The sequence below is a fragment of the uncultured Marinococcus sp. genome (assembly GCF_947493875.1).
Classification (GTDB): domain Bacteria; phylum Bacillota; class Bacilli; order Bacillales; family Marinococcaceae; genus Marinococcus.
The window spans coordinates 508762-522976 of sequence record NZ_CANLSU010000002.1 but is presented as its reverse complement, the minus strand read 5'-3'; the positions used below and the strand labels follow the sequence as shown (position 1 = coordinate 522976).

Annotated in this window: 15 protein-coding genes; 3 read left to right on the top strand and 12 right to left on the bottom strand. The window is 46.7% G+C overall.

Going from position 1 to position 14215, the window contains the following annotated elements:
* Positions 1-196: 196 nt before the first annotated feature.
* The 3 genes from Q0757_RS05525 to Q0757_RS05515 all read right to left on the bottom strand — a co-directional run bounded on the left by Q0757_RS05525 (position 197) and on the right by Q0757_RS05515 (position 2661).
* On the bottom strand, positions 197-1051 hold the full coding sequence (locus Q0757_RS05525; protein WP_298785357.1) for an MBL fold metallo-hydrolase: 855 nt from the start codon (positions 1049-1051) through the stop codon (positions 197-199).
* A 46-nt stretch (positions 1052-1097) separates the two neighbouring features.
* Positions 1098-1739, bottom strand: coding sequence for a tRNA (guanosine(46)-N7)-methyltransferase TrmB (gene trmB / locus Q0757_RS05520; RefSeq protein WP_298785356.1), 642 nt, complete (start codon positions 1737-1739; stop codon positions 1098-1100).
* An 85-nt stretch (positions 1740-1824) separates the two neighbouring features.
* On the bottom strand, positions 1825-2661 hold the full coding sequence (locus Q0757_RS05515) for a phosphotransferase family protein (RefSeq protein WP_298785355.1): 837 nt from the start codon (positions 2659-2661) through the stop codon (positions 1825-1827).
* Positions 2662-3006: 345 nt separating this feature from the next.
* Between Q0757_RS05515 and purU the strand changes: the two genes are divergently transcribed.
* Entirely contained in the window at positions 3007-3876 is an 870-nt protein-coding gene (gene purU, locus Q0757_RS05510; RefSeq protein WP_298785354.1) for a formyltetrahydrofolate deformylase, read from the top strand.
* A 6-nt stretch (positions 3877-3882) separates the two neighbouring features.
* Here the strand turns inward: purU and Q0757_RS05505 are convergent, their stop codons facing one another.
* From Q0757_RS05505 to thpR, 4 genes are all read right to left on the bottom strand, one after another.
* Entirely contained in the window at positions 3883-4806 is a 924-nt protein-coding gene (locus Q0757_RS05505) for a hypothetical protein (protein ID WP_298785353.1), read from the bottom strand.
* Between the two features lie 106 nt (positions 4807-4912).
* Positions 4913-5602: an LrgB family protein gene (locus Q0757_RS05500; RefSeq protein ID WP_298785352.1), complete on the bottom strand. Its 690-nt coding sequence runs from the start codon at positions 5600-5602 to the stop codon at positions 4913-4915.
* Positions 5595-5963 (bottom strand): CidA/LrgA family protein, encoded by a 369-nt coding sequence (locus tag Q0757_RS05495; RefSeq protein WP_298785351.1) that lies wholly within the window; start codon positions 5961-5963, stop codon positions 5595-5597. Before Q0757_RS05495 ends, Q0757_RS05500 begins: the two co-directional genes overlap by 8 nt.
* 15 nt (positions 5964-5978) lie before the next feature.
* Positions 5979-6521, bottom strand: coding sequence for an RNA 2',3'-cyclic phosphodiesterase (gene thpR / locus Q0757_RS05490; protein ID WP_298785350.1), 543 nt, complete (start codon positions 6519-6521; stop codon positions 5979-5981).
* Positions 6522-6624: 103 nt separating this feature from the next.
* Between thpR and cysK the strand changes: the two genes are divergently transcribed.
* Together cysK and Q0757_RS05480 are read left to right on the top strand one after the other, a co-directional pair.
* The gene (gene cysK / locus Q0757_RS05485) at positions 6625-7560 is read left to right on the top strand and encodes a cysteine synthase A (RefSeq protein WP_298785349.1); all 936 of its coding nucleotides are present in this window, start codon (positions 6625-6627) and stop codon (positions 7558-7560) included.
* Between the two features lie 426 nt (positions 7561-7986).
* Positions 7987-8205 carry a DeoR family transcriptional regulator gene (locus tag Q0757_RS05480; RefSeq protein ID WP_091616630.1) on the top strand — a complete coding sequence of 73 codons (219 nt, stop codon included), beginning with the start codon at positions 7987-7989 and terminating at the stop codon, positions 8203-8205.
* Between the two features lie 48 nt (positions 8206-8253).
* Here Q0757_RS05480 and Q0757_RS05475 read toward each other — a convergent pair whose 3' ends face one another.
* The 5 genes from Q0757_RS05475 to Q0757_RS05455 form a co-directional block, all read right to left on the bottom strand.
* On the bottom strand, positions 8254-9705 hold the full coding sequence (locus tag Q0757_RS05475) for an FGGY-family carbohydrate kinase (protein WP_298785348.1): 1452 nt from the start codon (positions 9703-9705) through the stop codon (positions 8254-8256).
* Entirely contained in the window at positions 9695-10441 is a 747-nt protein-coding gene (locus tag Q0757_RS05470) for a pseudouridine synthase (protein ID WP_298785347.1), read from the bottom strand. The genes Q0757_RS05475 and Q0757_RS05470 overlap by 11 nt, the downstream gene beginning before the upstream one ends.
* Entirely contained in the window at positions 10428-11105 is a 678-nt protein-coding gene (locus tag Q0757_RS05465; protein WP_298785346.1) for a hypothetical protein, read from the bottom strand. Before Q0757_RS05465 ends, Q0757_RS05470 begins: the two co-directional genes overlap by 14 nt.
* 111 nt (positions 11106-11216) lie before the next feature.
* The gene (gene ftsW / locus Q0757_RS05460; RefSeq protein ID WP_298785345.1) at positions 11217-12368 is read right to left on the bottom strand and encodes a putative lipid II flippase FtsW; all 1152 of its coding nucleotides are present in this window, start codon (positions 12366-12368) and stop codon (positions 11217-11219) included.
* A gap of 121 nt (positions 12369-12489) precedes the next feature.
* Positions 12490-14094: a polysaccharide biosynthesis protein gene (locus Q0757_RS05455; protein WP_298785344.1), complete on the bottom strand. Its 1605-nt coding sequence runs from the start codon at positions 14092-14094 to the stop codon at positions 12490-12492.
* Positions 14095-14215 lie beyond the last annotated feature (121 nt).

Sequence of the window (14215 nt, the reverse complement as noted above, 5' to 3'; positions counted from 1 at the left end):
TCTGCGTCTGTTTGTTTGATTAACTTCATTGTACACGCTTACTTAATCATAATCAATCAATTTTATTCAAAAACAATCAATTATTTTTGTTTTTTGATTGAAAATGACATTTTATGCTTTTGGTGTTGTCCTGTATTTCAGCACAAAAAAGCACGTCCCTTTTTTCAGAGACGTGCGCGAAGGTATATAAATGTTATCAGCTGTTATTCAGCTTTTCCCGGGTTACTGCTTCAACCACTTCTCCCGAGGGGTTAAACTTCAAAGCACGATACAGTTCATCGTGGTAGAACGTAAACCATGCATGACGCTGGCAGCCCCAGTTCATGTAGTGTTCTTTCATATACACCGAATCCATCGGGTAGTCATCATAAGCCGTCACCCAGAGAACATTCTGATGGGCATGCGTCGGCATATTATCGGCCATATGAATCAGCGTGCTGCTTTCATCTTCAATCAGGATAATGCTCATTCCGGCGCTGTGGCCGCCCGTATGAACCATCCGTATATTTTCGGTAAGCTGAAGCTCTGACTCAAACGTCTCCACCTGGTGGGCTACCGGCTTCCAGTTCTTTTCCCAGTACGTATTTTCTGAACGGATGTTTGGATTTTTCATTTCCTCCCACTCCGTTTCCGATACATGAATGACAGCATTTCGAAACACCGGAACACTCTGTCCCTGTTCCTCACGGGCAAGCCCCGAAGCATGATCAAAGTGCATGTGCGTCATCAATACAGCATCAATATCCGAGGCGTAAAGGTTCATATCCCTCAAGCTCTGCTCAACATTGGATTCTTCCGTTACGCCGTAGTTCCGCTGCTGCTTTTTGCTGAGCCGGCCATTTCCGAGGCCAGCATCAACCAGTATGTTTCTGCCCTCGCCCTGAATAAGCAGCGGATCGGTCGGCATCGGCACCTGATTGTTATCATTCACCGGATATTTTTTGGACCAGAGGGGTTTTGGGACCACCCCGAACACAGCTCCCCCATCCATGTTGGTCACTCCGCCTTCAAGCCATGTAATTGTATAATTACCAATGGTTAACTGATTCATGACAGCAGTGCCTCCTTTTCCTAAAAGAAAGCGCCTATCACCCGCATTACGGCCTTACCGCTTCTGTAAAGTAAATAGGCTCTCCCTTCGCATAAAATTTCTCTTCATATTCTGTCATCACATTTCCTTTTGCTTCTTCACTTTCATGGAGGTGAAGACGCACTTTTCTCAAAGCAAAACCGAAGGTGGAAAGAGAGGAAAGGGAATATTCAAACAGCCCCTGATTGTCAGTTTTCATCTGCACCGTGCCCCCGGGCACCAGAATCTGTTTATATAACTCCAGAAAATCAGGATGCGTCAGCCGGCGCTTTTCATGGCGCTTTTTCGGCCAGGGATCGGTAAAGTTAATATAAAGAGTTTCCACGGAAGAAGGCTCAAAATATTCCATTAAATGGCGCACATCCCCGTGTATGAAAGCAAGATTTTCCGGCTGCTTGAATAAAGCACGCTGGACCCCTGTCGCAAGAACACTTTCATACATTTCCATTCCGATAAAATTAATGTCCGGATGCTTGATACTATTATCACTTAAGTATTTACCTTTGCCTGTACCTACTTCCAAATGGACAGGCTGGTCATTTCCAAACCTTTTTTTCCAGTTTTTATTCACCTGTTCCGCTTTTGTGACCACCAGCTCCGGGTGTTCCTGTAAAAACTCGTGAGCCCAAGGCTTATGACGGAGTCTCATCGTACTTTTCCCTCTTTCTTCATATAATAACTATATATTTAACATACAAAATCCGCTGAAAACGCAGTGACGTTCCAGCGGATTTTTATATTTGCAATGAGTCCCGGTCCAACACTGCTTCAAGCTGTTTTTTATAAAACTCTGCTTCTTTTATCCGGTTCGTAAGCATTGCCTGCTGGGCGTGATCAAGCAGGTGGCTGATAATCTGCCAGCGCATCCGCCTTAGTAAGTGGGAAGTTAAGGAAAGACCGTATCCCTGCAGCCAGCCGTCCCATTCTTCTCTTGGAATATATTCATACAAAATCAGAGCCAAATCAAGAGCTGGGTCGCTGACTGTGGCATTGTCCCAGTCCACTAAGTACAAATCCCCGTTGGCATCAAACATCCAATTATTATGGTTCATATCACCGTGACAGACAACGAGACGGGGAGGCTGGACTTCACCGGAGGTCCCTGCAAGCTCTTCAAGAGCACCTGCCATTGAAGTCGTAATATAGGGAAGCTGCTCCTGCTGCTCTTTTAATACAGCGATTGTTGCTTCCGGCGTGCGGGCATGGTTTCCTATTCTCATAAACATGTCCAGCAGTTCGCTCGACGAATGAATTTTTGATAACAGCTGGGCCACCCGTGTATTATCCATATCACCGCCTGTTAATTCACGGCCGTCAACCCAGCGCTGAGCGGTAATTACGTCACCGTTAGCCTGGCGCTTTGTCCAAAGCAGCTTAGGCACTATTCCTTCTGCCGAAAGCACAGCAAGAAATGGAGAAGAATTTCTTTTCAGAAATAACACTTGTTCCCCGGCACGCGCGAGGTACGCTTCTCCTGAAGAGCCACCGGCTGGTTCAATCGTCCATCCGTCTCCCATCAGCAGTTCCAATACTTTCACCTTCGATCTGTCATAGTGGTCTGAATATTTCATAGCCGATCCTTTTTAACAATATTTTATTCCCATGCTTGTCTTGTTTTATTTAATTGTATGTATAAAATACCCTCTATGAAATGATCTCCTCTACTTCTCGTGCGGGTAAAAGTGTTTCTGTTTACGTTTTTAATTTTACAGCGAATCGTTCTTAATAATAGCAAACATTGAATTTATAAGTCAATCGACCAAAATGCTTGTGACCGAGCTCTCAGCTCCTATTTTTCCGAGTATCTTCCATTTCAGCCATCTTCGTAGCTTACCCTTTTTTTCCATCATTCAGAGTGGTATAGTAATTCCGTTCATTATTACAGGGCAACTGCTTATCTGAAGGAGGACATTACTATGCCAGACCGCTCGTCCGGTAATGGCCGGCTGCTGATTACATGCCCGGACCAGCCGGGAATCGTAGCCGCTATTTCTGATTTTCTGCACCAGCATGGTGCCAATATTATTCATTCTGCACAGCATACAAACGATCCGGAAGGCGGACGTTTTTTTATGAGAATTGTCTTTTCCATCTCTTCGTTCCCGGACAAATTTTATCAGGTAAAAGAAGAATTTCTTCCTATTGCTGAGCATTTCGGCATGGAATGGTCGTTAGAGCGCGAAGACCGCAAAAAAAGTGTTGCGATTTTCATCTCAAAGGAAGATCATTGTTTAACAGAATTATTATGGAGATGGCGTTCAGGGGAACTGCCTATTCATATCAGCTGCGTTATCAGTAACCATACGACGCTGAAAAATGTAGTGGAAAGCTATGAAATTCCTTTTTATCATATACCGATAGAAAAAAACGCCAAGCCGGAAGCAGAAAATAAAATACTGCGTACACTGGAGCAGTACCCGATTGACTTTCTTGTCCTGGCCCGGTATATGCAAATATTGTCGCCGGATTTTGTTGCTCACTACCCCGCAAAAATCATTAATATTCACCACTCATTTCTCCCGGCCTTTATCGGAGCTAATCCTTACAGGCAGGCTTTCGAGCGCGGGGTGAAGCTAATCGGTGCTACGGCCCATTACGTGACCAATGACCTGGATGAAGGACCGATTATTGAGCAGGACGTGCTTCGGGTTAATCACCAGTACAACGCCAATGATTTAAAAGTTACCGGGCGCAACGCTGAAAAAATTGCGCTGGCAAGGGCCGTTACCTGGCATGCAGAAGACCGTGTTATTGTCGATGACAATAAAACGATTGTTTTTCTATAGTACCCTTTATTCGCCGTACCCGTCCGGAGAGTAGATTTCGCTGCGGAGTACAGAAACCGTCGCCGTCTGCTCCATAAGCGCTTCAGCAGAAAACAGCTGCCGGTTTTTCACCGGGGATGGATTGGTGATGCGTTTTTCCATCCACCGTTTGTATTCGCGTTTGTCTGCTGTATGGGCATATAAAATTTCACGGTTATCAATGATCGAAGCGGGAGAAACAACCGTCGCCTGAGCGGGGAAGGTTGTCCCCGCTTTTTTTAATACAGCTTCTACTACATTCATTGTTCTTTTTAATGCCAGCACCGGGCTGACAAAAGTATGCTGCTTCTGGTTCACATATTCCTTCCAGAATCTGCTGTCCGCTGGCTCGAATACGCTGTACATCGTGCCTTCTAAAATGTGGATAACGTCTATTCCCACAGGGCCGACGATGGTAATGGCGCCCTCCATTGTTGTCTGCTTTGTATGAAATACCGGATAATACATAACAAAATACGTATCGGGGAGCTCCCGGAGCAGGGTGCGAAGACGATAGTCATATTTTAATTTCGGATCCATCATCGAAATTTCAGAAACGGTGGAGGACGCCCATTCCAATTGGGTTAAAAACCAGTTATCGTAAAAAATATCCTTTAGTTCTTCGAGCGTTTTCCCTTTAAAAAATAAATAGGCATCACTCTCGGTTATTTCCACCTCTTCTTCCTCTTCATGCTTCCACCATTTTAACCGGTTCACTGCTTTTCCCATCCGGCTGTTTTTCTCCAGCGGTTCATCCTCCGGTGCCTTCGGTCCCGATTTGTTTGCGATCATCCAATCTGTTTTCATCCGCTGCCAGTAAGCCTGCTTCGCAGATAAAAATTCCGCATTTTGATGAAGAAAATGATGTTCATAACGCGAAGCGTAATCTTTCATTTTTATTAATTGAGCCATTCAACTCTCCCTTCTCCCCCAACGCAGCATTTTCACAGTGTCTGCGCAAAAAGCTGCGAAATTCCGCTTTTATTATAATATCGTCATTGTCTGCGCATTATTCACGTTAAAGGAATAAATTCCCTGCCAATGGAGCCAAAAAGGCAACAATGACAGCGCTGACTGTCATAGCTACCGAGCTGACAGCCCCTTCCGTTTCACTGTTTTCAAGCGACTTGGCCGTTCCTATGGCATGAGCTGCACTGCCCATACCTATTCCCTTTGCGACCGGATCTGTCACGCCAGCCACATTCATCACCCTGGCATGAACAACTACCCCGCCAATACCCGCTACCATAACAAACATTGCTGCTAAAGGTGCATCGCCACCGAGCGTCGTTGTGATGTCCATTGCTACCGGGGTCGTTACCGATTTAGGCAGCACCGCTGCTGTCCATTCTTTAGACGCACCAGCAACTGCTGTAAACACCAGCCCGGAAACAACACCTATAACTGCCCCTGTCCCAATTCCACTGAGGATTGGAAGCAGATACCGTTTTAACAGGTGCCTTTGTTCATAAAGCGGACAGGCCAGCGCCACCACTGCCGGTCCGAGCAGCGATTCTATCCACTGGCCGCCGTTCATGTAGACACTGTATGGAATGCCGGAAACCAATAAAAATAATATGATAACAATGGTGCCGGTAACGATTGGAAGCATCAGCGGAACGGGAAGCCGCCGGTACGCCTTTTTGGAAGCAGCGTATACTGCTATCGTACCAGCAATGGCCGCTGCTGCTATTGCCCATTCACTCACGATACCTCTCCCCTCTTTTCAATAAATGCTGAGTCACCCATGAGCCCGTTCCCATCACAAGCAGCGTACTGATAAACACAGCGGTTATCAGCACGGCTCCAAGCAGTGAAAATAGTTCTCCGTGTACTATCAGCCCGGCAGTAACCGGCAAAAACAGCAGCGGCATATTTCCAAGAAGCAGCCCGGATCCATCCTGAAGCCATTTTGGTGTTGCCGCTGTAAAAACAAAAACTGCAAGCAAAAGCAGCATGCCGATAATACTTCCCGGGACCGGAAGCTGCAGCATATCCTGGACCCAAGTGCCCACCCAGTAAAATACATACAAAACTGCTATGTGGATTACAATTCTAACTAAACGCATATTTCCCCTCTTTTACTAAGTCAATTCCGACCAATGCACCGTTTCATATTTTACACTCCGTCCTGGATGAATGCGATAAAGATGCAGGTGAGCCGCCTGAAAAAATATTGCTTCTGGAAGTGGCACAAAAGGCCATGCAAGCGGGCGCTCCTTCACCCGCTTTTTTGCCAGAGTCATATGAGGGCGGTACGGGCGCTGCTCGGTCTTCATTCCCATCTCATTCAATTGAGCTTTCCATTCTTCATATAACGAAAACAGGCCCTCTTCTGCATGCACCCTTGTATACAGAACGCTCTCCCGTCCTTTTGGACCGAAGGAGTCAACTCCGTCGAGACGAAGTTTTGGCTGGTGCGTTAATTTCACTTCCTTCATCTTTTTTTCGATAACATTCACCTGTTCCGGGGAAAGCCGGCCAAAAAAGTGGAGCGTAATATGAAAATCCTGCGGGTGTACCCACTGCTTAAAGGGAAGCTCGTTTTTCACCTGTGAAATCCAATCCGCCCAGACGGATCTCGCCTCCTTTGGAACCGGCAGACCAAGAAAATAATGATTATCCATTGATTTCTCTCCCTTCCTTGCCTCAAAGCTGTTATAAACGAATAAGCGCTGTAAATATGTTAGAATATACGAATGAATGATAGAAAAAGGATGTGTAACAGTCATGCGTGTAGCAAATAATATGTCAGAACTAGTCGGCGATACGCCTTTGGTTAAACTAAACCGCCTTCCGGAAGCCGGAGGAGCGGATGTATACTTGAAGCTTGAATTCCAGAATCCCAGTGGCAGCGTGAAGGACCGGGCCGCAAAAAATATGCTGAAGCAGGCCGAAGCAGAAGGGAAAATCAACGAAAATACCACTATTATAGAACCGACTTCAGGAAACACCGGCATCGGCCTCGCTATGAATGCCGCTGCCCGGGGCTACCGGGCAATACTGGTTATGCCGGACACAATGTCCCAGGAAAGGATCAATCTGCTGAAGGCATACGGAGCAGAAGTAGAACTTACGCCTGGTGATAAAAAGATGCCTGGGGCTATTTCCCGGGCCCATGAGCTTGTAGAGACAATAGCCGACAGCTTCATGCCTATGCAGTTTGAAAACGAAGCCAATTCGGATGCCCACCGGGAAAGCACGGCACTTGAAATTGAAGAAGCGATGAAAGAAATCGGCAAACCACTGGCTGGCTTTGTTGCCGCATCAGGTACTGGAGGCACTGTCACAGGAACCGGGGAAAAATTAAAAGAAATCTACCCTAACATTCAAATTCACGTCGTGGAACCGTTTGGTTCCCCGGTTCTTTCCGGCGGAAAACCCGGTCCCCATAAGCTGGTCGGCACAAGCCCCGGGTTTATTCCACCAATTTTGAATCAGGATATATACGACCATATTTACAAAATTACCGATGAAGATGCCTATAAAACTACAAGAGCTCTTGCCGGTCAGGAAGGCATTTTAGTCGGCCCTTCTTCCGGTGCTGCCTGCTTTGCTGCCATGGAAACAGCCAAACAGATGTCTCCGGATCAGGTTGTCATTGCCATTGCCTGTGATACGGGCGAACGGTATTTATCCACGGATCTTTTCCGGTTTGACGAATAAAAAATCTTTTCTCAAGGCGCCTTTACACAAATAGGCGTCTTTTTTTACATAATTTTTACATTTGATTTTCTGTGAAATAAAGCAGGCATTCTCATCAATCGTTCTGCTTTTTTTAGCGCAAATACGTACAATATTAATTTTTGCATAAATTTCATTCGGTTTTTATTTTTATTCACGGATGAACCGGGTGTTTTTCCGATAAAAATTTTGCGATATATAAATAAATAGTATAAACTATAAATTACAGGGACGCTTACAAAATATTTTGAATACTCTCATCCTACATGCTGCTGAATTTTTTTTAGAAATTCCTATAGAGCAGCTGACGCAGAAACAGTCGAAGCCATCAAATATAATTCCTACTTACGTGCGCAGTCCCGGGCATGTCTTCAAGTGCCATAAATTCATTGGCTAAGGAGTGGTTTTTTGAGAACGTCCACCGACCGAATGATAACCCGTATTAAGTCTATCTATCTCTATATTAAAAAGAGAGGAACGGTGACCACCGGGGAATTGGTTGACGAATTCGGAATTACACAGCGCACGATTCAGCGTGACCTGAATGTGCTCGAATACAATGAACTGGTCAGCAGCCCTTCGAGAGGGGCCTGGACGACGACTGCCCGAAAAGTAAAAGCTTCCTGAAATGATTATACCTTTGCGCCGCGCCGGAATTAAAATCCCGGCGCTTTTTCACGTCTCAAAAAGCCCCCGCATTCTTCCGGCTGCACCGATGAAAAGACGTTCCTTTCGCTCTAATTCTTCTTTTTTTGATACATCAGGAGTGACAATAATATCTTCTTCGCCCACGCTCTGCATTGCCCGTGCTGCGTCCTTCCAGGAGCATTTATGAATAGCTCTGAAGCCGCATGCAGCTGCCCCGAATGAAGCCAGAAGCTCCTGCTCAGCACTCACCTGCACGCTGCGCTGAAACACATCCGCCACTGTCTGCCTGAAGGCTCTGCTTTTTGTGCCGCCGCCAACAAGAAAGAGCGTGGAGGAGGTAGTGCCAATCTGAACAAAGGTCTGCTTTAAAGAAAAAGCCAGACCTTCAAGCACCGCCCTCGCCATATGCCCGTGCGTCACCTGGCCGTCGATGCCGATGAACGCGCCCCTGGCTTTCTCATCAATCACCGGGTTTCTTTCACCATTTAAATACGGGATAAACAAGAGCGATCCGGGCATGGAATCCGGTTCGGCCGTCAGCTTTTCAAAAGCTTCGAAATCGCCTCCGCACCATGTATGCACCGCCCATTGATGAACATTTCCCATGTTGATCAGGGGCATAATTTTAATAAACCGTCCTTGCTGAGGCGCAGCCAGATGAAACACACTGCCTTCTTCTGACAGGGTCAGCGTATCGGCGGGCACTGCCGTCCACCCTGTTGTTCCTGTGTACGCGTATCCTTCGTCGTTATCCCCATGAACACTGGCACCAAGAGTCACCGCGCCCCCGTCTCCAAGGCCGCAGTATACAGGTGTTCCAGCAGGTATTCCTGTTTTACTGGCAGCCTCCTTTAATACATAGCCCGCTACTTCTTCAGGCTCCAGAAGACGGGGGAGCTGATTCCGTGTGATCCCGCTTCCCTGCCAAAGCTGTTCTTCCCAGGCTCTTGTATGTATATTCATCATCCCTGTCACAGTGCCATTTACCGGATCACAAACTGAGGCGCCGGTTAAACGGTAAATTAAATAATCTTTAGAACCAAAGAGTACATGGTCCCACTGCTCTGGAAATTCGTCCGCCAGCCATTTCATTAAAGGGGTCGTCGCTCTCCAGTCGTTTCCCGTAAAGGCCGTTACAGCATCCGAAGACAAATGCCTTTTTGTTAATCCTTTGCTTCCTCTGATATCAGAATAAAGAACCGCCGTTTCTGCTATTCCGTTTTTCAAAGGGATAAAATCCTCCATCTGTCCAGTGCATACGACTCCATCAACGTCCAGGCCGATTCCCCTGCTCTCCAGAGCCCTGCATGCTTTTCCAAAGCTCTGCCACCATTCTGTGGGCTTCTGTTCGTGATTCTCTCCGTCGGTATATGTATGGACAGGCTCTGATACACTGCCCTCCACCTGACCTCCGCCGTTCAGTATCATTACTTTTAAAGACGTCGTTCCCAGATCTGCACTCAGCAGTCTACAGCTCATCGCTGCCTGCTCCCTCTGATTTTTCCCCGACGCTATCCCGGAGCAGCTGAATTTCATCCTCATTTAACTCCCGGTACTCCCCCGGCAGTAAATCCTCGTCGAGCGACAGCTGGCCGAATGCTTCTCTTTTTAAATAAACGACTTCATTGCCTACCGCCTCAAACATCCGTTTCACCTGATGAAATTTCCCTTCAGTTACTTCCACATATACTTCCCGGTGTGTATCAGGCACTCTCCTCAGAACTGCAGGCTTACAAACATAGCCGTCATCAAGCTTTACACCCTTTTTGAAATGTTCAATATTCTTTTCTTCTATAGGGTGTTCGAGTACCGCCCGGTATATTTTTACAACCCCATGCTTCGGTGACGTAAGAAAATGGTTAAGCTTGCCGTCGTTAGTCAACAGAAGCAATCCTTCCGTGTCAATATCAAGCCGGCCCACTGGAAAAGGTTCTCTTATTGCATCCTCCTGTTCTAAAATATCCAGCACCGTATCATGAACACTGTCTTCTGTGGCGCTGATGACCCCTGATGGCTTATGCATCAGAAAATAAACAAATTCCGTATAGTGAATGTCCTCTCCGAATACGCTGATCCGCTGCTCTTCAGGATCCACCTGGACTGCCCCGTTGTTCACCGGTTCCCCGTCAACAAAAACGCCTCCCTTTTTCAGCATTTTTTTTACTTCCTTGCGAGTCCCATATCCTAATTCCGCCAGTAATTTATCCGTTCTCATGCTGATCACCTCTTTTTATCTGTTCGAGAATCGCCGCAGCAAATTCCCCGTGTGAGCCGTTCATATGCGCTTCAATAACCCCTGCCGGAATCTGACGGAGAACAGCCTTTTGGACTGTTTTTGACACGTTCTGCTCCTGCAGGCGTTGTTCAAGATTTACTATCATCCGCAGCGTTTCTTCCACCGCTGCCTTATTTGCTGTTTCTACTTCCTGCTCGTCACCCTCTATGACTGTAAAGGCACTTCCCAACCAGCTTTGGAGATATTTACGATCACTGCTTCTCACGCTGCTGACAACAAAGACATTTTCTTTCCGGCAGGCTGCGGCTCCTTCGGCATGGCCCGCAAATTTGGCTGCAGCCTTACGTACATGGGCAGGCACCTCCATATCCTCTATATAAAGCGACGTTGCCGGAATGTATATCACAGTTCCTTCAGCCAGATACGGCCCGTGCCAGTAAATAAAATCTTCAATGCCTGCCGGCGGCAGCGCTAAAAATATATAGGGATAACGGGGGAGCTCCAGCTCATCCACCCGTGAAATCTGTTTTTTTGTTTCTGTCATCCACGACTTTTCTCCGCCCCGGTACATCATAGAGACGGAGGAGGGTTCACTTTTCACTGCTACAAGCTTCGCCAGCCTCCCGGCTCCCACTACTAACATTTTTGTTCCTCCAATACATTTCTATGATTATCGTTTTAACAGCTCAAAGCAGATATCCATCTGCCAGTCTGAAAAAGAGACGTTGCTGTTAACAACGTCTCTTTACATACACTATGCGGAAGTTGGTTTATTGATCCCCTGATTCTGTACCCGGGCAAGCCGGTTGTTATTTCTGGAGATGTTTGCCAAAAGCCCAAGCATCGCCAGCGTTATTAATAAAGAAGAGCCCCCGTAGCTCAGAAGTGGAAATGGCAGGCCGGTAATCGGCATCATGCCAGCTACAGCCCCGGCATTAATGACAGCCTGGCTGAGGACCTGGAAAACAATACCAAAGGCAAGAAGGGTGCCAAATTGTCCTTTAGCACTAAGCCCGATTTTTATGCCACGCCAGGCGATAATACCCAACAGGCCTACGACGAGCAGAATACCAAAAATTCCAAGCTCTTCGGCGATAATGGGAATAATAAAGTCTGTGTGCGCCTCAGGGAGGTAATTCATTTTCTGCACGCTCTCCCCGAGGCCCACGCCAAACAGCCCGCCGTGAGCAATCGCAATATAGCCCTGAATCAGCTGGAAGCTTCCTCCTCCGACCGCTTCTTCACTGGCAAACGGGTCCATAAATGATACAAGCCGGGCCAGCCGATAGGGCTCTGTCAGCGCTATGTATGCAAACAGCGCTGCAGCCACTCCTCCGAGCATAAACATATGCCGGAACTTTGCTCCTGACAAAAAGACAATTACGATTGTTGTCATCATCAGAGCTGCCGCTGTCCCGACGTCAGGCTGCATCACAATAAATCCAAGCAGCACGGCGACAACGACCAACGGGGGCATGACCCCCTTCATAAACGAATCAATATACTTTTGTTTCTGGGAATAAACCTGGGCCAGATAAATAATCAAACTCAATTTTACAAATTCTGCGGGCTGAATGTTTACCGGGCCAAAGCCGATCCAGCTTTTCGCCCCGTTTACTTCATTGCCTATTATAAGTACGAGCATAAGTAAAAAAATGGACAATCCTATCAATAACGGCGTTGTTTTTTTCCATTTTTCATAAGGCACATGCATCATGAAAGCAAACACGCCTATTCCAATAATAAAAAACATTATCTGCCGCTTAAGAAAAAAGGCCGCATCATCATAAGCCCTCATTCCGAGCGGGAAGCTTGCGCTGTACACCATAATGATGCCAAATAATGTTAAGAGCGCGACCGCACCGATCAAGAGCCAGTCATAATCTTTATATCTCCACGTTTTCATGTTTCACCTCTAATGCCGCGCTGTTTTTGGGCGGCTTGATGCGTTTGTCTCGTTTCCATAAAGTGTATTAATTATATCACCAACCCTGCCTGAACAAAAGATTAGAAAGCAGGAGTTTTCTCTACGCCGCAAAGCGTTTTCCAAGCACTTTTTCCGCCAGCCCGCTCTTCATGGCAAGAGCCATAAACAGCACACCGCCGACGCCGACACTGATAATTTCCACCATAAATAGATCTACCCAGCCGGTTCCAGTAAATAAGAGCTCCATGCCGTTTCTTGTAATTAAGACACCAATGCCCATCACCGCAGATAAAAGAACTACTGTGCCCGCACGGCGCGAGACTCCTCCGAATTGAAAACCGGTAAACTTCGCAATTGCCCATGCGTTAAATATTACTCCACACGCGAATCCAATAATCGTGCTGTAAATTCCACCGACCGGTCCAAGAAGCAAAAGAAGGACATAAGCACTGATAATTTTCACCAGTAAACCGAGCAGCAGCGAGGCAATGGCATATTTCTGGCGATTAATTCCCTGCAGCACTGCCGCACTTACTGAGAAAAGGGAAAAAACGATCGCCGCATACGCGTAATGCTGCAGGACGTAGCTTCCTATTTCCAGTGATTCCGTTCCAAACAGCACACCAAATGTTGGTCTGGCAAGCAGCGACAGCCCGACAGCGGCAGGCACCGATAAAAATAAGATCACCTGGTACGTCTGCGTAATCTGGCGCTGCAGCAGGTCCTGATCATTGCCTGTAAAGGATTTTGTGATGGTCGGAATAAGGGTGATTGACATGGCTGTAGCTATTGCCACCGGTATAAGAATCAGCTTGTGCGAAGACCCTGCAAACGCGCCGTAGGCGGTCTGAATCTGCCCGGATGTCCATTCCCCGGTCTGCTCCAGTGCCCGGGTGAAGGTAAACATGTCCACCATTTGAAACAACGGAATCGCCAGGCCGACAAAGGAGAGCGGCAGTGCGTACCGGATGAGTTCACTGTACATGCTTGTTAACGGCAGGTCACTCGATACGGTGCTTTCTGCCTGCTCCTGCTGCAAAAAACGCTGTCTTTTTTTCCAGTAAAAAATCAGCACAGCCATGCTTGCCAGCCCGCCGACAAACGCTCCAAAGGTGGCAAAGCCAATAGCTGTTCCAAGATTTCCGTCAACGGCGTACAGAATAAACAAGGTCATCGCCAAAATAAAGACAATCCGTACAATCTGTTCAATAACCTGGGAAACTGCTGTCGGTCCCATTGACTGATGCCCCTGGAAAAAACCTCTCATGATTGCCATCGTTGGAATTATCATTAAAGCAAAGCTGACCATTCGGATCGTAAATACAATATCATCTGACGTGAAAGCTTCACTCGAATCAAATGATATTAGATTCACGATAAGGGGAGCGCCAAAAAATAAAATAAGAAATGCCGCAATACCGGTAAGAGTCATAAAAAAAAGACCCGACTTAAACAACCTTCGGCCTGTTTCAAAATCTCCCATTGCGTTATATTTGGATACAAACTTTGACATAGCCATCGGTATCCCAAGTGTGGCTACGCTAAGCATTAATGTGTACGGCTGATAGCCGTATTGGTAAAGTGCGATTCCCTGCTGGCCGACCATGGCTGCAAAAGGAAATATGTAAATCATCCCTAAAAATTTTGAAATAAACGTCGCTATACTTAACAGAAGCGTTCCCCGCAAAAATTTTGAATCAGACATTCTTATGTTCAGCTCCATCGTGTAATCGTCTTGTGCCCTCTATGCGAATTTTACCATACTATTTTCCATTCTGGCGTCCTTTGCCTGAAAATTAATATTGAAGGCAAAAGAAAGCACCCGT